Genomic DNA, 21764 nt, shown 5'->3' on the forward strand with positions numbered 1-21764 from the left:
CAGTGCATTTGACCTCGTTCCAAACTCACTGAGAAAGTGGAGGAATGAGGTGAGTTATGAGCAGCGAGTTTGCTGGCTCATTCGAGCTATCATATTTCAAATTCAGGAAGTTGAGAAGTAGTTGATTTTTTGGACGGTGGCCGAAGCAAAAACAAAAGTGGAAAAGCACATAACACCAACCACATCATGAAGCGAAAATCTTGTAAGTAGGCAAGTAATAAAGCTTGTTTGGTTACCGTTGCATCAAGAATGGCCAGACCTTGTGTTGACTGTAGATTAAAGACTCCTAGCTCACTTGCGTGGTTTAAATTGATGTTAAATGGAGTAATAAAATTGGCAAAGGCAGAATGATTTGCTTGAGTGTTTTGGGCTAATTTGGTCATGACTATGGAGATACCTATACTGCTGCCGATATTTCTGAGTAAGCTAAATAAGGAAGTACCGTCATTGCGATACTGCGGGGGTAAGCTGGCGAACGTAAGTGTAGATAATGGAACAAAAATAAAACCCAGTCCCAATCCTTGAGTAATTCCTGAAGAAATGATGTCGCTATTGCTGATGTTCACATTGAATAAGGTCATAAGCCATAAAGAGTAATCCGTTAAAATTAATCCCAAACCAATTTGATAACGCGCATCAATTTTTCCAGATAACTTGCCTACGATCATCATCGCCATCATAGTGCCTACCCCTCTTGGAGCTAAGAGTATGCCTACGTCAATTACCGGATAATTCATTAAACCTTGCATGTAAGGCGGTAGTAAGGCCATGGTAGCCAGTAAAATAATTCCAATTATAAAAATAAAAGCCAGTCCCACGCTAAAATTTCGATCTTTAAACATGGATGGATCAATAAAAGGAGTCCTGGAAGTAAGTATATGGGCAATAAACAAATACAAGCAGATGAGGGCTACTAATCCCTCAATAATTATTTCATTGTTATTAAGCCAATCCAGTGACTCACCCCGGTCAAGAAATAGCTGCAATGAGCCGATTGCGATACTTAAAAAGGCGAATCCCATTAAATCAAAATGTTTTTCAGTTTTAAGTTTATTTTCCTGAAGAAATAGAGTTAAACCAATCCAGGCAAGTGCCCCAAAGGGAAGATTAATGTAAAAGACCCATCGCCAGTTGTAGTACTCAGTAAGCCATCCGCCTAGAGAGGGGCCAAGAATGGGGCCAATCATAACCCCCATACCCCAAATAGCCATTGCCGAACCGTGCTTTTCTGGAGGATTTGAATCTAAAAGTATGGATTGGGATATGGGAATCAAACTGGCGCCACAAACACCTTGAAGTAAACGGAATATGACAATTTGCGACAAACTCTGCGCAGCACCACAAAGCATCGAAGCTATAGTGAAACCAATCACGGACCAAATAAAAATTCGTTTTCTTCCAAAGCGATCACCCAGAAACCCAGTCAACGGAGTGAATATCGCTGCTGCAACAATGTAGGAAGTAAGAACCCAAGAAATTTGTTCTTGAGTTGCGCCCATCCCGCCTTGCATATGAGGTAAGGCTACATTAGCAATGGTTGTATCCAATGATTGCATTACTGTTGCAAGCATGACCGACAAAGTAATGAATACCCTTTGTGAGCCTTGGTGTGCTTGATATGTTTTCATCATCGAGTTCACTCAATCTATCGTTAAAATGTAGTCTGGGTGCCGCGAAATAATTCTGCGTTATATTCGAATGCTCCTCCCCAATGATGGGAGAGGGGCAGGGAATAGAGTAAATACCCCCCCTATCGGTCACCTTCTGCCCATAAGAGGAGATGTGAATGCAGCAGAGCTTGCTTTGCTCATCCAGACTACATAATAGTAGTTTTAACCCTCTCCTACTTTGGGAAGAGGAGGATTTTTAAATGAATATCTTTTATGCCCTGTATCAATTTCCACCCAGGAACTGAGCCCTGAACGCAGTGGAGGGCTGTTCGGGTCGGGCTGTAACTGGATGCGGACTGCAATGCGCTGAGCAATTTTAACCCAATTCCCGGTGGCATTTTGGGCTGGAATAATTGAAAACTCTGAACCGGTTGCAGGACTTAAACTTTGGACAGTACCTTTCCACTTTTTTCCAGGATAAATATCGATGGTGGTAATTACCTTTTGCCCTGGACGGACATAGGTCAACTCTTTTTCAGTAAAGTTTGCTTCGATCCAGGGATGTTCATTAGCAACCAAAGTCATGGTAATAGAGCCTTTACTGACGAATTGTCCATTTTTGGGAGGTGCACTAATGGTTCCAGCTACTGGAGCTTTAATTTCAGTACGTAGTAAGTCCAATTTTGCTTGCTCATATTCTGCCTTTGCCATTAAATAAGAGGGATGTGACTCTACAGGTTCGTCAATACTACCTGCAAGGGATGCTGCCAAACCTTGCGAATTATGTTCCGAAGTGACTATCTGTTGTGCCGCAAGTTCCGCACCCTCATTGGCGTCATCTAAACTGGATAAAGATACAAAGTGTTTCTTTGCAAGATCCATCTGACGTTTTTTATTGCGCAGGGAAAAATTATATTTAGTGCGAGCAAGTTCTAATTCAGCTTGCTTTTCACGATAATTGGCTTTCATAGCCAAAATGTCAATGCGGACTTGAGCTAATTTAGATTCGGCTTTAGTCAATGCTACTTTAAAAGGTTCTGGATCAATCCGATAAAGGAGTTGATCTTTTGTTACATTCTGATTCTCGATGACAAAAACCTCTTGAACCACACCGGATACTTGCGGGCTTAAAGGGATCATATCCGCTTTAACATAGGCATTATCTGTTGCCACATAACGACCACCAAGCAAATAAAGAATTATTCCGATAAGCACAAAAACTGCCGGAATTATAATTAAAAAAATAAAACGTTTAGAAAAAGGGAGGTTTTTTGTGATGGGCATTGCTTCTTTTTGCTCTTTATGCATTTTGTTCATCTATAATTCGAGTTATCATTCAGGCTTCACGCAGCTTCCTTCTTTGTGTAGCGGATCATTAAGGTGGATGTGAAACCCTCACTCTAGCCCCGCTCCCTGCGAGTGGCGGAGGGGATTTTGTTTCCTTCACCTCAAAGCAAGAGGAAGGAAGATTTCCTTATCCCTATTAGGGAGAAGGTGCCCATCAGGGCGATGAAGGTTATGCCCCCACTTCATAGGCGTAACTGCATGAAATATGTACTTATGATAACAGGTTTTTTATGCAAATCACTGAAAAATTAACTGTCCCAGGTGAACATGCGTTATTTTTGCAAGGAGCTGTTGGGAAATTAGAAGCAGTTTTAACTGTCCCAGAGCAAAATAACTCTGTTTTTATCGCTTTTTTGGGACATCCTCATTCACTGCAAGGCGGCACGATGAATAATAAAGTGGTTACCACTTTAGCGCGTGTCTTTAAAGAGTTAGGCATTCCTTCGATACGCTTTAATTTTCGCGGGGTAGGTCAATCTGACGGTAATTATGATGCAGGTCTTGGTGAGAGTGAGGATATGCTGGTTTTAGTTCGTGAGTGGCAAAAGGAACAGCCGGAAAAGAAACTTATTTTTGCTGGCTTTTCTTTTGGTTCTTACGTGGCTTATCGGGCAGCGTCACAATCGGATGCAAAATTGTTAATTACAGTGGCTCCTGCAATACATCATTATAATTATGGCGAATTTAATCCGGCACCTTATCCCTGGCTTATTGTGCAAGGGGATGAAGATGAGGTAGTTCCTCCCCATTTGGTTTTTGAGTTTGCAGCTCAAGCTCATCCTGAACTCCCGGTGATTCGTTTTGTCAATACGGGACATTTTTTTCATGGGAAATTAATCGAGCTGAAAGCTAAACTCATAGAGTACATTCATTCTCAGGTTGTTTTATGATGAATTTGATTAGTCAATATGAAGCTGCTATTCATCGTGGTGAAATTGATGATGATCCCTTGCAGCGAGAAATATTGGCACAGATGCAATGTGTAGCGGATGAGGTAAAAAAATTGAACTCATCCTGGTTTTATCCCTTCATTAAAACTCGAATTAAGGGAGTGTATCTTTACGGTCCCGTTGGGGTGGGAAAAACATACTTAATTGATTTATTTTATGATTGTCTTGAAGAGAAAAAGAAAGCACGTTTTCATTTCCATCATTTTATGCAACAAGTTGACTCGCAATTAAGACGAGTGCAAGGACAAAAGAATCCACTTCGCAAAATTGCTAAGGAATTAGCAAAAACCACGCGAGTGCTTTGTTTTGATGAATTTATGGTTCATGACGTTGCGTATGCCATGATTTTAGCGGATTTATTACAAGCGTTAATTGCTAATGGGGTTATTTTAGTGATTTCCTCGAACATACCTCCGGATGAGTTATATCGCAACGGGGTTCATCGAAAACGATTTTTACCTGCTATTACGGCAATTAAAGAGCATTGCGAAGTATTGCATTTAAATGAACAAAGAGATTATCGAGTCGGGCGAGCTCCTTTACTCGATGCTTATTTATTTCCATTGAATGAGCAAACCGCTTTGACTATGGAGAAGCAATTCACGCTATTAACAAAAGAATTTCAGGAAAATGGTTTTATTACAATCCAAAATCGTGAAATTCCTTACCTTAAGATTGCGGAGCAGTCGATTTGGTTTTCTTTTGATATCCTGTGTAATTTGCCTCGTAGCCAATTGGACTACTTGGAGCTTGCAGATAAATTCGACACCATTTTTTTAAGTAACATCCCTTCATTAACCGTAAATCATACGTTACAAGCTATTATGTTTATTCATTTTATTGATGTGATGTATGACCGTGGAATTAATATTATTATTTCCGCGGAAGTGGCCGTCGAAGAGTTGTATGTTGAAGGTGAAATGAAAGAAACCTTCAAGCGGACTTTAAGCCGTTTGCTGGAAATGCAATCGGTGGATTATTTAGCACGTCATCCCAAAAGAGCACTTAAAGAGTTGATTGCTGGTAATTCTTAATAGGGCCTTCGGCAGAGGGGGCAAAATTACCGAATTCTGCTGTATTTTGCCAAGGCTATATGTTGATTCAAAATTGAATTAATGTATAATTTTTTTCTTAATTGAGAATGATTCTCGATTTCATTTATGCTAAGATTAAAATTATTTCACTATTTTGCTGTTAGGACATGATAAAAATTACAGAATTAGTACCCGGTGATAAAGCACGATTAACCAGTTTTGGTACAACGGAGATGCAATATAGACGTAGACTTTTGTCTTTGGGCGTGACCTGCGGTACAGAGCTTTTAGTGGTCCGAATTGCTCCTTTAGGATGTCCTATCCAAATTGAAGTCAGAGGAACTTCCTTAACTTTGCGTAAGGATGAAGCGAGTCAATTGATTTTGGAGCGTATATGACTCATGTGTTATTAGTAGGTAATCCTAATTGTGGTAAGACCACCTTATTTAACGCATTAACTGGTGACAATCAGCGAATAGGAAATTGGCCTGGTGTCACGGTTGAAAAGAAAACTGGGGAATTCTTCGTAGGCCAACAACGCATTGAAGTAACGGATTTGCCGGGGGTTTACTCTCTAGTGGCGAATGCAGATGGCGTCAGTCAGGATGAACACATCGCTGCCGACTCTGTGGTAACGATGGAGGCAGATTGTATTATCAATGTGATTGATGCCTGTCATTTGGAGCGGCATTTATATCTGACCACTCAAATTTTGGAATTAGGCAAACCCGTACTGCTCGCGCTGAATATGATGGATATTGCTCAGCAACGCGGCATCTCCATAGATATCAATGCCTTGTCTCAACAATTAGGTTGTCCTGTTATCCCCATCCAAGCACATAAAAAGGTTGGGATCTCACAGTTAATGCAGGCACTAACTCACCTGCCTCAAAAGCATATCCCCTGGATACTGCCTATACCCCAAGCGGTACAACAAACATTAACAACTCTGGAAAACACTTTAGTTCATGAGGGGTATAGCCAATCTCTTGCTTATTACTATGCGCGTAGGCTTGCAGAGGGAGATGAGTTGTTATTAGATAAAAAGCTTACTAAAGATTTGCCCTTACTCAACGAAGCAGAGCCTAGTCTTGATATCTTGTTAGCGGATGCTCGATATCAGAAAATACATGCGATGGTGACCGCTGTACAGAAAAAACGAAGTGATGCCAGTGAGGATTTTACTGCAAAGCTTGATAAGATTATGTTACATCGTTTTTTTGCCCTCCCTATATTTTTTGCCATGATGTATTTGATGTTTTTATTTGCGATTAATGTAGGTGGTGCGTTTCAGGATTTTTTTGATATCAGTACTGATACGATATTTGTTCAAGGTACTGCCTGGTTATTACACCAGGTTCATGCCCCTAATTGGTTGATTGCTTTATTGGCCAACGGAGTTGGTAAAGGCATTAATACCACCTTAACGTTTATCCCTGTCATTGCGGCGATGTTCTTCTTTTTATCCCTATTAGAGACCTCAGGATATATGGCCAGAGCAGCTTTTGTTGTCGATAAAGCAATGCGGATGATGGGTTTGCCCGGAAAATCGTTTGTGCCGATGATCGTTGGTTTTGGTTGCAACGTTCCTGCGATTATGGCAGCGCGAACGCTGGATTCAGAACGTGATCGTTTGCTCACCGTGATGATGAGTCCTTTTATGTCATGCAGTGCGCGTTTGGCGATTTATGCAGTATTCGTTGCTGCGTTTTTCCCCTCGGGTGGGCAAAATGTCGTGTTTTCTTTATATCTTGTAGGGATTTTGATGGCGGTATTAACCGGGTTCATCTTGCGCAAATCCACTTTAAAAGGTCATGCTTCCCCCTTAATTTTGGAGTTGCCTGCTTATCATAAACCTGCTCTTAAGCGATTATTTAAAGAAACCTTGATGCGATTACGTTTTTTTGTAGTGCGGGCGGGGAAATTAATCGTACCTATTTGTGTTATTTTAGGTGGTTTAAATGCCATTACTTTGGGCGGTGGAATTAACTCAGGCGAAGCCAGTACGCAATCATTGCTTTCTTTAATGGGACAGTGGATTACGCCTCTATTTGCACCTATGGGAATACATCAGGACAATTGGCCGGCAACGGTGGGATTGTTAACGGGTATGTTAGCTAAAGAAGTAGTGGTTGGTACGCTCAATTCACTTTATGCCCAGGTAGGTCATGTAGGTGAACTTGCCGCTGCTCATTTTGATTTCTGGGCAGGCATCAAAGCCGCTTTTTGGTCTGTTCCTCAGAATTTAGCTCAACTCGGTTCTGCTTTGACAAATCCTATATTGGCTAGTGCAGCGGATAACCCCGTCTCTCAGTCGGTATATGGAATTATGGCGCAACGATTTGATGGAAAAATAGGCGCCTATGCTTATTTATTGTTTGTACTTCTTTATATCCCTTGTGTATCGACAATGGCGGTAATTCGCCAAGAAGCAAATAGAAAATATATGTGGATTTCTGTGGTTTGGTCTTTTGTGGTTGCTTATGCTGCCGCAGTTGGGTTTTATCAAGCCGCCAAGTGGATTCAGCGCTCTGAACAAAGTGTTATCGAGATCATCGTGTTCTTATTGGTTCTCATTATTGTTATCGGGTTACGCCAATACGCCAAACGAAATATGCGGAGGAATAATGCTGTTGCAAATACGTGATTACATTTGTCGTCAAGGTGTAGTGAGTACCCAGCAATTGACTCGAGAGTTTCGTTTGGATCTTCAAGCATTACAGCCTATGCTGGATTTATGGATTGGCAAGGGAGTAATACGGAAATGCCAGGAAAAAGCAAATTGCCAAAGCACATGCTTTAAATGTCATTCTAAGGCGCCTGAATATTATCAATACATTTAGGCGCTGTTTATCATTCTATTAACTTGACCCCGTGCTCTCATTGCACCCGGGATGAAGTATCTCCTCATGGCAGGTTACATTTTTTTACAGGTTTTTTACTTTAGCAGATTTAACTTTCGTGCTCATTCATAAAATTTGGGCTAATATAACCATATGAGCTTGATTTATATGTGGTATGCAAATGGATGAACCAGATTTCCCTACTACTGACGAAACCCCTGAGTATCTAGAAGATTTGGATAACATTGATAACGAGAACAGTCTCGACTTGCGTAAGCTGCAAATGGAAGAGGATTTAAATGATCCTATAACCTTAGTTGAGCGGGTCTATCAAATTTGGTGGCGATGGGCTGATTTTGAACTTTATATTGTGTCTCCAACTATAGAGCTTATTTCTCCTCCTGTACTGATCAAGCCAGAAATAATTGCAGGAACACATGAGTTTGAATTTGTGTATCCTATTCTTGATGCAGGATCAAAATTGTCTACTTCCAAAAGTGAAGAAATGTTTTCCGCTGGCATGTCCATGTATAAGCTCTATATGACCATAGAAAAAATGATCTATATATTGGTTGAGCGTTTAAAAGATGGAGGCATTGATAAAGAAACAGAAGTGCAAGTTTCTTTTGGCGGACATTTGCTTCCCCAAAGAAAAGCTTTTGAATCAATTATTAATTTACCTTATAACGTGGTAGTAACTAACTTTGATCCAGGTGAATGGGGTGAGCGTTATTTACAAATTGTCAAACAGAATGCAGATAAATATGGATATCCACTTGAGGCCCCACGTGATACTTATAAGCAGCCTAAAACATCCACTGTACGGCCTAAATAAAAAAGCCCTCCATTAAAAGGGGGCTTTCTGTTGGTAATCAAACTAGGAAAATCATAGTTGGACTTTTAGTGAAGGAGCTTCTTCGATTTTACCGCGATGTGCTTTAATGAAATCAACACGACCCATTAATTCTGTATTATCACCTAAAACTTGTTGTAAAGACTGAACAACATCAAGTACAGTTTTGTTTCTTGCATTTTCATCATGTTCTTGAGCTGTTATGCGTTTTACCTGGGTAAGGATATTTTTCACCCCTTCACTTGCGAATTAAATAAACTACTTCCTATAAACGAATGATCAACATAATCTTGAAGTATGGCCTGGGTTAGTGCTAAGGGATCTTTTTCCAAATTATTTTGATGGATGAGTTCACAAGCCAGATAATTGGCAATTTCATGATGTCCTGTACTTTTTGCTTCTTTCATTGCTCTTTTGATGTTGCTCGCATTAGGCATATTTTCTTGAGACAAATTACAAAGCTGTTTCACTGCATCATATTGCCCTGCTTTTGCCGCTGAAAAGAGCAGGTTGCCAGCCATTTTCCAATCAGGCTCATGATGATTTAATAGTTTCATAAAAACTGGCCAATCATTGTGATGTGCCGCGACTCTTAATGTAAAACTCATTGCAATCTGAGATGGTTTTTTTACCCTATCGCTTTCAAGATAATCAAAAACTGAATCCCAATCCTCTTTCTTCATTTTTTGCTTGATCAAGTCCGTAAATTCGGTATCGCATAAATTTTGATAATATTTTTCACGCTCTGCCAATGCTTTTTTAACAAGTTTTGCATTAGGTTGTGGTAGCCCTTTGGGTATATTGCATAACAGCGTGATAATTTCCCATTGCTTATTAATTCGCTCACCTGGTTCTGCTTCCTTTGAGGTTGCTGTCTTTAAGGCACTTTCTATTGCCTTATTAATAGTTTCCGGTTGAATTTTCTGAATTTGATTTATATCATTAACAAGAAATTTTACCGTTTTAACAAGACCCTTAGAGACACAATAAGTCAATCGCTCATTTGGATTGTTAGAGATAGCCATAATTGATACCTAATACAATAGATGTATATTAATTATATCAATAAAATAACAAATTGATAAAATTGTAACCTATGAAATATTTTTTATCTTTAATTTTAAGATCTTATCGAGTAAAAAGAGCCTTTTAAGAACAGAGATAATGAACAAATTTATTTGGATTAGAGATAGACAAGTTATATTTTGGTTAGAATCCATATCGACTTAATCTTGCGCGATAACAACAGAGTGCTATACTTCGCATTTGTGCTTTATTTAATTAACTTTTCTAATTAAGGAAGAAACTCACAGTGAACAAAAAAAGACCCGTTAATCTGGATTTGGGTAGTTTAAATTATCCCCCTATGGCGATAGCGTCCATTTTACATAGGATTTCAGGGGTGGTTTTATTTTTACTGTTACCCATAATGCTTTATATTTTTGGCCAATCAATGCAATCTGAAGAATCCTTTACACAAGTAAAGAGTTTATTGTCCCATCCTGCTTATAAAATGATCCTGTGGGCATTTGGTGCAGCAATGATTTATCACGTACTTGCAGGGATTAGACATCTTGTGATGGACATGGGGTTTGGTGAGCATCTTAATGCTGGTCGGCGTTCCGCTGTTTTAGTCATTATTCTTGCCATTATTTTGTCAATTTTTCTAGGAATCTGGATATGGTAAATAATGTCACCAGCTTAACAGGTAATGGGCTAAAGGATTGGTTGATTCAACGAGTCACCGCGGTTTATTTTGCTGTTTATTCTTTCTTTATTATTGGATTTTTGTTATTGCATCCTGAGCTAGGTTTTGCGCAATGGCATGCTCTTTTTTCGAATGCTTTAGTGCGGATCGCGTCACTTATTGCCTTGTTTGCTCTTTCATTGCATGCATGGATAGGTATTTGGACAGTAACTACCGATTATATGAAGTGTACTGCTCTGCGTTTATCAGTACAAATGTTAGTCGTTTTATGGCTCCTGAGTCAATTTACTTGGGGCTTAATGATCCTTTGGGGGCGGTAGCATGGCAATTGCACGTAACACATTTGATGCAGTAATTATTGGCGCAGGCGGAGCTGGAATGCGAGCTGCACTGCAGATGGCAAATTCTGGTTTAAAAGTTGCGCTCTTATCCAAAGTATTTCCAACCCGTTCACATACGGTATCAGCCCAAGGCGGGATTACTTGTGCATTAGGAAATGCTCATGAAGATGATTGGCGTTGGCATATGTACGATACAGTGAAGGGTGCTGATTATATTGGCGACCAGGATTCGATTGAGTACCTCTGTAAAACAGGCCCAGAAGCTGTATATGAACTCGAACATATGGGTTTGCCTTTTTCTCGTATGGATAATGGCAGAATCTACCAACGCCAATTTGGTGGCCAATCAAAAAATTTTGGTGGTGAACAAGCTGCCCGCACTTGTGCTGCAGCAGATAGAACAGGACATGCCTTACTTCATACCCTGTATCAACAAAATTTAAAAGCCAAAACACATGTATTTAGTGAATGGTATGCTCTTGATCTCGTTAAAGATGCTCATGGTCACATATCTGGTGTCACAGCAATGTGTATTGAGACTGGTGAAGTCGTATTTTTCCAATCCCGGGTATGTATTTTAGCAACTGGGGGCGCAGGCCGTATTTATCAATCCACAACCAATGCTTTTATTAATACTGGGGATGGTTTTGGTATGGCCTTAAGAGCAGGCATTCCTTTACAAGATATGGAAATGTGGCAATTTCATCCTACAGGTATTGCTGGCGCTGGTGTTTTAGTGACTGAAGGCTGTCGCGGTGAGGGTGGTTATTTAATTAATAAAGACGGCGAACGTTTTATGGAACGTTATGCTCCTCGGGTTAAGGATCTTGCATCTCGCGATGTCGTTGCCCGTTCTATGGCTCTCGAAATACGTGCAGGTAAGGGTTTTGATCCAAAAGGGGTTGATCACGTTAAATTAAAATTGGATCATCTGGGAGCCGATCTCATTAAGTCACGGTTACCAGGAATTCGTGAATTATCGATGAAATTTGCAGGAGTTGACCCAATCGTTGAGCCGATCCCAGTTGTTCCTACATGCCACTACAGTATGGGCGGAATACCGACTAATATGTATGGTCAAGTCCTTACTAAAACGAATGGAGTAGAGCATGTCGTAGATGGATTATATGCGGTAGGAGAATGTGCTTGTGTTTCTGTTCATGGAGCGAACCGTTTAGGTGGTAATTCGTTACTGGACTTAGTTGTTTTTGGTCGGGCAGCAGGATTGCATGTTGAAGAGTTATGGCTCGCAAATCAATTGCCTGAATTGACTTATATTAGTGACGATGATCTTGCTCCATCGTTACAACGCTATAATCGCTGGAATGATTCAACAGACGGCGAAAGCCCTGCTGTGATTCATGATGAAATGCAACGTGTAATGCAAGAAGACTTTGGTGTATTCCGCACAGGTGACGTTATGGCCTCTGGCTTAAAACGCTTACAAGCTTTACGTGAGCGATTGGCCCATGCCAAATTAGAAGATAAAAGCAAGGTATTTAATACAGAACGAGTCAGTGCATTAGAGTTGGATAATTTAATGGCAACTGCATACGCAACAGCACAATCTGCAATTGTTCGTACTGAAAGTCGTGGGGCTCATAGCCGTGAGGATTACCCAAAACGTGATGATGAGAACTGGATTAAACATACGCTCTATTTTGAGGAAGGTGAGAAAATTGATTTTCGTCCAGTTAATGCATCACCTAAGCATGTCGAGCCTTTTGCGCCCAAAGAACGCGTTTACTAAAGAGGATAGATTACATGGCAGATAGTAAAAAATTGACCCTATCAATATATCGCTATAATCCTGAGGTGGATGCTAAGCCTTATATGAAAGATTATGAGCTGGAGATCCCGGTTAAAAGTGATCCTATGTTGCTCACCCTACTTGAGCGTTTAAAAGCAGAGCAGGATCCTTCTCTAACCTACAGGCGCTCATGTCGTGAGGGAGTATGCGGTTCAGATGGCATGAATATTAATGGAACAAATGCCTTGGCATGCATTACCCACGTGTCTCAATTGAAAACCGACAAAATTGTTATTCGGCCCTTGCCTGGATTTCCAGTAATCCGTGATTTGGCTGTTGATATGTCTCAGTTTTATCAACAATTTGAGCGCATCGAACCCTATTTACAAAATGATGGAGTTGCACCAGCTCGGGAGCGCTTACAATCTCCAGAAGAGCGTGCACAGCTGGATGGCTTATATGAGTGCATTTTATGTGCGTGTTGTACCAGTTCATGTCCTTCATATTGGTGGAATCCAGAAAAATATGTAGGGCCTGCTGGATTATTACAGGCAAGACGATTTTTAGCAGACAGTCGTGATACCGCAACAGCGCATCGTTTGGATAAATTACAAGATCCATTTAGTGTGTTCCGTTGCCGAAGCGTCATGAATTGTACCAGTGTCTGCCCGAAAGGTCTCAATCCCATGAAAGCAATTGCTGAGATTCGCCAGCAAATGCTGACAAAAGAAACCTAACGGTACTTTGTTATTATTGAGGGTACTTGGTAAAAGTCATTAAAAATAGGAACATTTAATTCTCTAAAATGAGAATTATCCTGAAATGATCTCGAAACCAGAATAAGGATGGATCCCCGCTCTTGCGGGGATAGCTGTTTTATCCACGGGGATGAGTGGAATAGCCAATTTAAGTAAGGGCTCAGGCCTCCTATGTTAAGGTGTATTCGAACGGTTGGATTTGAGCGCAGGTGTGAGATCATTTTTCTGATAAGTGCAGCATAATTAGTCTGCGCATTGATTAGAAAAATGGTCTTGCACCATGTGCCAAATCCAGTCGTTCCCTGATAGGGGCTGAGTACTTACCAATTTAATGGTGGTAGTGATTAATACCCCTTTGGAGAAAAAGAAAATGAGCGGTTCCGATCTGCAAAAAGAATGGGCTTCTTCCTATTTATCTGGCGGAAGTATGGCATATGTTGATAGCCTATATGAAGATTATCTTGCTGATCCTAGTTCGGTTTCATCCGATTGGCGAGCAGTATTTAGTGCTTTACCCAAGGTTAATGGTGCTGAAAAGGAACGTTCCCACAGAGAGATACGCGATTATTTTTTGCAGAACGCAGATAAAAAAGCAATACCGGTAATCCAATCTTCAGATAGTCAACAATTTCGAATTGCAGATTTAATTAATTCATACCGCGCATTGGGACATCATGCGGCCAAACTTGATCCTCTTGAAATGACCGAGCGTACTCCCGTGCCCGCATTGGAATTAGATTATCACCACTTATCGGATGTCGATCGAAGTCGCAAATTTTTTGCAGGTACCACATTTAATGGCCCAGAAATGACTCTGGATGAAATATACCACGCACTGCGGGAAACATATTGCGGCAGTATTGGTATTGAGTACATGCACATTTCTAATACTGAAGAAATTGAATGGATCCAAGAGCGAATGGAGTCTGTGCGTGGCCGTTTGAAACTAGATGCAACAAAAAAACGACAGATTTTAAAAGACTTAATTGCTGCAGATGGTTTAGAACGTTATTTAGGTACACGCTATGTGGGACAAAAACGATTCTCTCTTGAAGGGGGCGATTCTTTAATTCCCATGATGAAAGAACTCATTGAGTGCTCTGGAAGGGATAATGTTAAGGAAGTGGTCATCGGTATGGCACATCGTGGCCGTTTGAATGTCTTGGTCAATGTGTTGGGTAAAGAACCTAACCAGCTTTTTCAAGAATTTGAAGGAAAAATCAAATATGAACGCACTGGTGATGTGAAATATCATTTAGGGTTTTCTTCCGATATAAAAACAGGTTCAGGTTCCGTAGTTCATTTGGCTTTGGCCTTCAATCCGTCGCACTTAGAAATTATTGGCCCCGTCGTGGAAGGGTCAGTACGTTCTCGTTTAGGCCGACGCAATGATTTAGTTAACAAGGAAAAAGTTGTCCCTATTGTTATTCATGGAGATGCTGCATTCGCTGGTCAAGGCGTTGTGATGGAAACGTTTAATTTTTCTCAAGCGCGTGGTTATTGTACTGGGGGTACAGTGCACATCGTGATTAACAACCAAATAGGCTTTACTACCAGCAATCCTTTGGATGCACGTTCTACTTTATATTGTACCGATGTTGCTAAAATGGTACAGGCGCCTGTTATTCACGTGAACGGTGATGATCCGGAAGCAGTTGTATTTGCGACTAAATTAGCGTTTGATTTCAGAATGAAATTTAAACGGGATGTGGTTGTTGATCTGGTTTGTTATCGTCGTCATGGTCATAACGAGGCAGATGAGCCAGCAGTAACTCAACCGTCCATGTATCGAAAAATTAAATCCATGCGTCCATTACGCGAAATTTATGCCGAACAACTCATTCAAGAGGGAATACTTACCAGTAAAGATTCTGAAAAATTAGTCGATGCTTATCGTGATTCCTTGGATCAAGGTAAGGCAGTGGTGGATTTAGTTCATGGGGATTATGAGGGGAAATACGCGGTGGATTGGACCCCTTATATGAATGCAAAATGGACAGATAAAGTAGATACCACCATATCTAAAGAAAACTTGAATAAATTAGCGAAACAATTAAGTGAACTGCCTGAGGGATTTTCATTACACCCAGTAGTACAGCGCTTGTTAAACGAGCGTGATAAAATGACCGCCGGTGAATTACCGATGAATTGGGGTTATGCTGAAACTATGGCCTATGCCAGCCTAATTCAAGAAGGTTATGGTGTGCGTTTGTCGGGCCAAGACTCTGGAAGAGGAACTTTTGCGCATCGCCATGCGGTATTACATGATGTAGAGACAGGCGAGACGTTTGTGCCTTTAGAGAAAATAACCAATGAACTCAACCGACCTTTTTCTGTAATCGATTCGGTACTCTCAGAGGAAGCAGTGTTAGCTTTTGAATATGGTTTTTCTGCTTCTGCTCCAAATTTCTTAGTGCTTTGGGAAGCTCAATTTGGTGATTTTGCCAACGGTGCACAAGTTGTTATCGATCAATTCATTAGTTCTGGTGAACAAAAATGGGGGCGTTTATGTGGTCTGGTGATGTTATTACCCCATGGATATGAAGGACAAGGTCCTGAGCACTCATCTGCACGCCTGGAGCGCTACATGCAGCTTTGTGCCCAGCATAATATGCAAGTGTGTACGCCAACTACCCCAGCCCAAATTTTCCATTTGTTAAGAAGACAAGTTATTCGTAATTTCCGAAAGCCATTAATTGTAATGACTCCTAAGAGCCTGTTACGTCATAAATTAGCAGTTTCTCCTTTAGAAGACTTATTTAAAGGGAAGTTCCATACAATTATTCCGGAAATTGATGCACTGGATGCAAAAAAAGTGACCAAGGTAGTGCTGTGCTGTGGAAAGGTTTATTATGATTTACTGCAAATGCGCCGTGATAAAGAATTAAATCACGTTGCTATAGTGCGAATCGAACAATTATATCCGTTTCCTAAAAAGGCACTTTTGATTGAGCTCGATAAATATCCTCAGGCCAAGAAAGTGATTTGGTGTCAGGAAGAACCACAAAATCAGGGAGTATGGTTCTCTTCTCAACATAACATAGTAGATTGTTTGCTTCCTGAACAAACCTTGCACTATGCCGGAAGAGAGTTTGCTGCTGCACCTGCTGTAGGAAGTCCTGCGCTGCATGCACAGCAGCAACAGGCTTTAGTAGAGCAAGCTTTATTGGGCTGAATTTGAGTTATCGTATTCTGGGATAAAGAGTTGTTTTTACCTCAGACTACAGAGTGTTAACGAATTTAATAAAATAAGAAGGTATAACCATGTCTATTGAAGTCAAAGTACCTGTTTTGCCGGAGTCAGTAGCTGATGCAACTGTGGCTGCATGGCATAAAAAAGTAGGTGATAAAGTTACCCGTGATGAAAATTTACTGGATCTAGAAACAGATAAAGTTGTATTAGAAGTTCCAGCCCCAGCAGATGGGATACTGGCTGAAATAATGTTTCAAGAAGGAGATACAGTAAATTCTGGTCAATTATTGGCAAAAATAAAAGAAGGTTCTGGCGCTGAAGCTAAAGAAGAAACCAAAACCGAAACTGCGAAGGGACGTGACGAGTCAGATGATAAGGTAAGTGCTAAGGAAGATAAGTCAACCAGTCCTGTAGTACGACGAATGATGGCAGAACATGATCTGCAATTAGGGCAAATCCAAGGTAGTGGCAAAGACGGTCGCATTACCAAAGAAGATGTTCTCGCTTATATCGAATCTACTCGAGAGAAAACATCGAAATCCCCAGAAACTCACAAAGAGCAACAATATAAAGCACCTATGGGTTTACGTGAAGAGCGACGTGTACCCATGACGCGTTTAAGAGCTAAAATTGCTGAGCGTCTATTAGAAGCACAGCATAATGCAGCAATGTTGACAACCTTTAATGAAGTCAATCTAAAAGCTGTGATGGATATGCGGGCTCAGTATAAAGACAGTTTTGAGAAGAAACATGGTGTTAAACTCGGATTTATGTCGTTTTTTACTAAAGCGGTCGTTGAGTCATTAAAACGCTTCCCTGCAGTAAATGCTTCCATTGACGGTCAGGATGTGGTCTATCATGGTTTTTATGATATTGGTATTGCGGTATCAACGGAACGAGGATTAGTCGTCCCAGTAATCCGTGATGCAGATCAAATGAGCATGGCTGAGATTGAATTGGCTATTAATGATGCAGCAACAAAAGCCAGACAAGGCAAATTAGCGATGGAAGATATGCAAGGCGGTACCTTTACCATTACTAATGGTGGGGTATTTGGTTCTTTATTGGCTACTCCAATTATTAATCCACCCCAAACAGGAATTTTGGGAATGCATAAAATTGAAGATAGGCCTGTAGTGGAAAAGGGACAAATTGTGATTCGTCCGATGATGTATGTCGCGTTGTCTTATGACCATCGATTGATTGATGGTAAAGATTCAGTACAGTTTTTGGTGAGCGTTAAAGAGTTATTGGAAGATCCTGCTCGTCTTTTACTTAATGTTTAATGAAATGTAACAGCGAAATACGCAATGACACATAAATGTATTCTGGGCGAAGGCTTCAATGGATACTGATGTGTGTTGACGAATTTAGCTTCTTTTAGAAAGGTAATGGCAATGAATTTACATGAATACCAGGCTAAACAATTATTTGCTCAGTACGACCTTCCCGTTCCTAAGGGTGAGGTAGCTTATAGTGTTGAAGACGCAATGCAAGTCGCGTCACAGTTATCTACTGACCGTTGGGTGGTTAAGGCGCAAGTTCATGCTGGTGGTAGAGGAAAAGCAGGTGGCGTGAAATTAGTCTCGAACAAAGACGAATTAGCTGCAGCGGTGAAAGCATTATTAGGTACTCGATTAGTTACCTATCAAACAGATGCTCATGGTCAACCCGTTAATACTGTACTAATTGAAGAAACGTGTGACATAGGCAGAGAGCTATATCTTGGCGCTGTTGTGGATCGCGCAACTCGTCGTGTGGTGTTCATGGCTTCCACTGAAGGCGGTGTTGAAATAGAAAAGGTGGCTGAAGAGACCCCTGAGAAAATTTTCAAGGTTATTGTAGACCCGTTAGTTGGGGTTATGCCCTTCCAATGTCGTGACGTGGGTTTTAAACTGGGTCTACACGATGAGCAAATAAAACAATTTACTCATTTGATGATGGGCTTGGGTAAAATGTTTGTTGATTGTGACTTGAGCTTATTAGAAATCAATCCTTTAGTTGTAACCAAGCAGGGTCAATTAATTTGTTTGGATGGAAAAATTAATATTGATGGCAATGCATTATATCGTCAACCTAAGTTAAAAAGCATGCGTGACACAACTCAAGAGGATGAACGAGAAAATCGTGCGAGTGACTGGGAATTAAATTATATTCCTTTAGATGGCACTATAGGTTGTATGGTAAATGGCGCGGGTTTGGCTATGGCGACTATGGACGTGATTAAACTTCATGGCGGGGAACCAGCTAACTTCCTAGATGTTGGTGGGGGCGCTACCAAGGAACGAGTCAGTGAAGCATTGAAAATTATTGTCTCAGATGAAAAAGTCAAAGGTATTTTAGTAAATATTTTTGGTGGTATCGTTCGTTGTGACCTCATTGCCGATGGCATTCTTGCTGCAGTTAAAGAAGTCGATGTGAAAATTCCTGTGGTGGTACGTCTTGAAGGTAATAATGCGCAACTTGGTGCTGATATTTTAAATAAAAGTGATTTGAATGTGATTGCTGCAACCAGTTTAACTGATGCTGCGAAGAAGATTGTGGCAGCTGTTGCCTAATCCTAAAAACGGCAGTTGAATCTACTCCTCTCAATAATTCAACTGCGGTTTTTAGGTTAATTACTAAAATTCGAGGTTAACAATGAGTGTATTGGTAAATAAACATACTAAAGTACTGTGTCAGGGTTTTACTGGAAAACAAGGAACTTATCATTCAGAACAGGCGATTGCTTATGGCACACGCATGGTTGGTGGCGTGACACCAGGCAAAGGTGGGCAGCAGCATCTGGGCTTACCGGTATTTAATACTATGCGTGAAGCCGTTGAAGAAACTAAAGCGGAAGCCAGCGTAATATACGTTCCAGCGCCATTTTGCAAAGATTCTATTTTGGAAGCAGCAGACGCAGGAATTCAATTAATTGTTTGTATCACAGAGGGTGTTCCTGTATTAGACATGTTGCAAGTAAAAGTCTATTTGGAAAATAATACCCAGGCCCGTTTAATTGGACCAAACTGCCCTGGAATTATAACTCCAGGTGAATGCAAAATTGGGATTATGCCAGGTTCAATTCATTTGCCTGGTAAAGTAGGTATCGTCTCACGCTCTGGTACACTAACTTATGAAGCAGTAAAACAAACCACCGATAAAGGATTTGGGCAAAGTACCTGTATTGGTATTGGTGGTGATCCAATTCCTGGAACCAGTTTTATTGATGCATTAGCTTTGTTTGAGCAAGACGCTCAAACACAAGCCATTATCATGGTGGGTGAAATTGGAGGCTCTGCAGAAGAAGAGGCTGCTGAATACATTAAATCACATGTAAGTAAGCCAGTCGTTTCCTATATAGCAGGTGTTACCGCGCCCGCAGGTAAGCGCATGGGGCATGCTGGGGCAATTATCTCTGGTGGTAAAGGAACTGCTGCTGAGAAGTTTAAAGCATTAGAAGCAGCCGGTGTAAAAACGGTACGTTCACCAGCTGATTTAGGCGATGCAATTGCCGAAGTAACTGGTTGGTAGTCAATTTAGACTATAGCTTGAGTTAAGGCAAAGCCTACAGCATTAAGTTAAGTATTTTGTCATTCCCGCGCAGGCGGGAATCTATTTCTAAGTAAAGTAGTGAGTTGCTCTGAAAATGGATCTCCGCTTTTGCGGAGATGACAAAGGCGAAAAAGCGTAATCATATTGATGGACGCAGGTAAAGCCAAAACTGAGGAATATGGAATCGTTCACTATAACTGGGGTCCACGGATACCCAATTTTTTTATGGTATTTCATGACAAATTTTCGAAGCATTGCGGATATACGACGTGAGTATGGGGATCTCAATTTAAGTGAGGAATCACTTCCAGCTGATCCGCTTATTCAATTTAAGCTTTGGTTTGAAGATGTTTTAAAAAATGAAAAAAACGATCCGACCGCTATGGTTCTTTCCACGGTAGATAATCGAGGTTACCCTGACTCCCGAGTTGTTTTGTTAAAGGGTGTTGATGAGGGTAAGTTTGTTTTTTATACCAACTATCAAAGTACAAAATCAAAACAAATTCAAAATAACCCTCATGTAGCGCTTAATTTTTATTGGCCACAAATGGCCAGGCAGGTACGTATTCGTGGTCAAATCAAGCAAGTTGATGAGGAGCAGTCTGATCTCTATTTTTCCTCAAGACCTATTAAAAGCCAATTCAGTGCAATTGTTTCTCCCCAAAGCCATGAGGTTGCCGGAAGAGAGTCGTTGGAGAAAGCTCTGAATGATTTAATACAAAAGCATGGACAAGAACCAGTATTACGTCCTAACTACTGGGGCGGCTATATGGTTATTCCCGAGGAGATCGAGTTTTGGCAAGGACGGGATAATCGTCTGCATGATCGAATTCATTATTATCAACATGATGGACAATGGAAGCATCATCGGTTAGCTCCTTAGCCATAACCTAGATAACAGTACAATTCATCTCAGAGACTAAAATAGCTGATTAACCTTCTGGCTTAGTGTTTTATGTGCGCTTTAATACACTTTGAATGCTGCGTGTTTAAATGAAGTAGAAACGGTACTGGCGGCAAAATTTGCCGGCAAAGAGTTAAGTTCTGCCACAAATATATATTTTTTCCCTCTTTCTGTTCTTACTCTATTTTTTGTGCTTTTTAAAGAGACAAAAAAAAGATTGGCATATTAATTGCTATATTAATATTAGAAATAACAACAATATTGATTTCGAACGTTATTTTTTCTGAGTTAAAAAAAATTTGTCAAGAATTAGTAAATGTTTTTATTTGGTAAATAAGCGTTAACATAAAGTCGTAAAATTAACTTAAATGTAGAAATTATTAACAGTATTAAAAATTCATGTACTGTATAAATAGAGGGTATAATCATGAACGACATAACAGCCTTACTACCACATATTAAATTACGTTTTAACATCGAACATCCAACTTATGAAGACAGTTATGCATTTGGTTACGAATGTGCACTCGCCGATGTTACTGAAGAGGATAATCCGTTTCGTAAGGGTACTCAACAAGCAGAACATTGGTTAGAAGGTTGGTGGGACGCAATTGAGGGTGAAGAACCTTTATTTGAATTAAATAAGACCGACAATGAAGAACTGTCTGCATGCGAAGAAGGAGCTGCAAACGATAAAGAGTATGGTCATAAGCACAGCTTTTTATCTCTAGTTATTGAAATTAGTGGCGCCATAGCAGCTTCAGCAATAGTTGGATATCAATTATTTGAATTGGTAGCATAGAATTTGCCCTTTAGTGAAGTTTTATGGAAGATTTCGCTTCATCATTGTCGGATTATGCTGCTGAACCCTCATGAGTACCTTCTCCCATCGAGGGAGAGGATTACCCAAGAAACATTGTGAGGCCTTAGCCAGTT

General features: G+C 40.5%; 20 protein-coding genes. 16 read left to right on the forward strand and 4 right to left on the reverse strand.

Annotated elements, in window-relative coordinates; genetic code table 11:
• Positions 1-89: 89 nt before the first annotated feature.
• Together OQJ26_RS06765 and OQJ26_RS06770 are read right to left on the reverse strand one after the other, a co-directional pair.
• Positions 90-1631, reverse strand: a complete 1542-nt coding sequence (locus OQJ26_RS06765) for a DHA2 family efflux MFS transporter permease subunit (RefSeq protein WP_265703124.1) — start codon at positions 1629-1631, stop codon at positions 90-92.
• 201 nt (positions 1632-1832) lie between these two features.
• On the reverse strand, positions 1833-2927 hold the full coding sequence (locus OQJ26_RS06770; RefSeq protein WP_265703125.1) for an HlyD family secretion protein: 1095 nt from the start codon (positions 2925-2927) through the stop codon (positions 1833-1835).
• A gap of 260 nt (positions 2928-3187) precedes the next feature.
• On the opposite strand from OQJ26_RS06770, the gene OQJ26_RS06775 reads away from it, so the two are divergent.
• From OQJ26_RS06775 to OQJ26_RS06800, 6 genes are all read left to right on the forward strand, one after another.
• Positions 3188-3847 carry an alpha/beta hydrolase gene (locus tag OQJ26_RS06775; protein WP_265703126.1) on the forward strand — a complete coding sequence of 220 codons (660 nt, stop codon included), beginning with the start codon at positions 3188-3190 and terminating at the stop codon, positions 3845-3847.
• Positions 3847-4941, forward strand: coding sequence for a cell division protein ZapE (gene zapE / locus OQJ26_RS06780; RefSeq protein ID WP_265703261.1), 1095 nt, complete (start codon positions 3847-3849; stop codon positions 4939-4941). The genes OQJ26_RS06775 and zapE overlap by 1 nt, the downstream gene beginning before the upstream one ends.
• A 167-nt stretch (positions 4942-5108) precedes the next feature.
• Positions 5109-5339: a FeoA family protein gene (locus OQJ26_RS06785; protein ID WP_322783958.1), complete on the forward strand. Its 231-nt coding sequence runs from the start codon at positions 5109-5111 to the stop codon at positions 5337-5339.
• Positions 5336-7588 (forward strand): Fe(2+) transporter permease subunit FeoB, encoded by a 2253-nt coding sequence (feoB, locus tag OQJ26_RS06790; RefSeq protein WP_265703127.1) that lies wholly within the window; start codon positions 5336-5338, stop codon positions 7586-7588. The genes OQJ26_RS06785 and feoB overlap by 4 nt, the downstream gene beginning before the upstream one ends.
• Positions 7569-7784 (forward strand): FeoC-like transcriptional regulator, encoded by a 216-nt coding sequence (locus tag OQJ26_RS06795; RefSeq protein WP_265703128.1) that lies wholly within the window; start codon positions 7569-7571, stop codon positions 7782-7784. Before feoB ends, OQJ26_RS06795 begins: the two co-directional genes overlap by 20 nt.
• Positions 7785-8067: 283 nt before the next feature.
• Positions 8068-8619 carry a virulence factor gene (locus OQJ26_RS06800; RefSeq protein ID WP_416209950.1) on the forward strand — a complete coding sequence of 184 codons (552 nt, stop codon included), beginning with the start codon at positions 8068-8070 and terminating at the stop codon, positions 8617-8619.
• Positions 8620-8670: 51 nt separating this feature from the next.
• On the opposite strand, the gene OQJ26_RS06805 is transcribed toward OQJ26_RS06800, so the two are convergent.
• Together OQJ26_RS06805 and OQJ26_RS06810 are read right to left on the reverse strand one after the other, a co-directional pair.
• Positions 8671-8871 carry a hypothetical protein gene (locus tag OQJ26_RS06805; protein WP_265703130.1) on the reverse strand — a complete coding sequence of 67 codons (201 nt, stop codon included), beginning with the start codon at positions 8869-8871 and terminating at the stop codon, positions 8671-8673.
• Positions 8868-9662 carry an ankyrin repeat domain-containing protein gene (locus tag OQJ26_RS06810; protein ID WP_265703131.1) on the reverse strand — a complete coding sequence of 265 codons (795 nt, stop codon included), beginning with the start codon at positions 9660-9662 and terminating at the stop codon, positions 8868-8870. The genes OQJ26_RS06805 and OQJ26_RS06810 overlap by 4 nt, the downstream gene beginning before the upstream one ends.
• A 287-nt stretch (positions 9663-9949) precedes the next feature.
• On the opposite strand from OQJ26_RS06810, the gene sdhC reads away from it, so the two are divergent.
• The 10 genes from sdhC to OQJ26_RS06860 all read left to right on the forward strand — a co-directional run bounded on the left by sdhC (position 9950) and on the right by OQJ26_RS06860 (position 21630).
• Positions 9950-10324 carry a succinate dehydrogenase, cytochrome b556 subunit gene (gene sdhC / locus OQJ26_RS06815; RefSeq protein WP_265703132.1) on the forward strand — a complete coding sequence of 125 codons (375 nt, stop codon included), beginning with the start codon at positions 9950-9952 and terminating at the stop codon, positions 10322-10324.
• Entirely contained in the window at positions 10318-10665 is a 348-nt protein-coding gene (gene sdhD, locus OQJ26_RS06820) for a succinate dehydrogenase, hydrophobic membrane anchor protein (protein WP_265703133.1), read from the forward strand. Before sdhC ends, sdhD begins: the two co-directional genes overlap by 7 nt.
• A gap of 1 nt (position 10666) precedes the next feature.
• A complete protein-coding gene (gene sdhA / locus OQJ26_RS06825) occupies positions 10667-12436 on the forward strand; it encodes a succinate dehydrogenase flavoprotein subunit (protein ID WP_265703134.1) in 1770 nt (589 codons plus the stop codon).
• 14 nt (positions 12437-12450) lie between these two features.
• On the forward strand, positions 12451-13173 hold the full coding sequence (locus tag OQJ26_RS06830; protein WP_265703135.1) for a succinate dehydrogenase iron-sulfur subunit: 723 nt from the start codon (positions 12451-12453) through the stop codon (positions 13171-13173).
• A gap of 391 nt (positions 13174-13564) precedes the next feature.
• On the forward strand, positions 13565-16369 hold the full coding sequence (locus OQJ26_RS06835) for a 2-oxoglutarate dehydrogenase E1 component (RefSeq protein ID WP_265703136.1): 2805 nt from the start codon (positions 13565-13567) through the stop codon (positions 16367-16369).
• An 89-nt stretch (positions 16370-16458) separates the two neighbouring features.
• Positions 16459-17673: a 2-oxoglutarate dehydrogenase complex dihydrolipoyllysine-residue succinyltransferase gene (gene odhB / locus OQJ26_RS06840; RefSeq protein WP_265703137.1), complete on the forward strand. Its 1215-nt coding sequence runs from the start codon at positions 16459-16461 to the stop codon at positions 17671-17673.
• A gap of 111 nt (positions 17674-17784) precedes the next feature.
• Positions 17785-18945 carry an ADP-forming succinate--CoA ligase subunit beta gene (gene sucC / locus OQJ26_RS06845; RefSeq protein ID WP_265703138.1) on the forward strand — a complete coding sequence of 387 codons (1161 nt, stop codon included), beginning with the start codon at positions 17785-17787 and terminating at the stop codon, positions 18943-18945.
• 82 nt (positions 18946-19027) lie between these two features.
• Positions 19028-19903 (forward strand): succinate--CoA ligase subunit alpha, encoded by an 876-nt coding sequence (gene sucD / locus OQJ26_RS06850; protein WP_265703139.1) that lies wholly within the window; start codon positions 19028-19030, stop codon positions 19901-19903.
• Positions 19904-20159: 256 nt separating this feature from the next.
• Positions 20160-20807, forward strand: a complete 648-nt coding sequence (pdxH, locus tag OQJ26_RS06855; RefSeq protein WP_265703140.1) for a pyridoxamine 5'-phosphate oxidase — start codon at positions 20160-20162, stop codon at positions 20805-20807.
• A gap of 448 nt (positions 20808-21255) precedes the next feature.
• On the forward strand, positions 21256-21630 hold the full coding sequence (locus tag OQJ26_RS06860; protein WP_265703141.1) for a transmission trait enhancer LetE: 375 nt from the start codon (positions 21256-21258) through the stop codon (positions 21628-21630).
• The last annotated feature ends 134 nt before the right edge of the window (positions 21631-21764 follow it).

The organism is Legionella sheltonii (assembly GCF_026191355.1).
Lineage (GTDB): Bacteria > Pseudomonadota > Gammaproteobacteria > Legionellales > Legionellaceae > Legionella > Legionella sheltonii.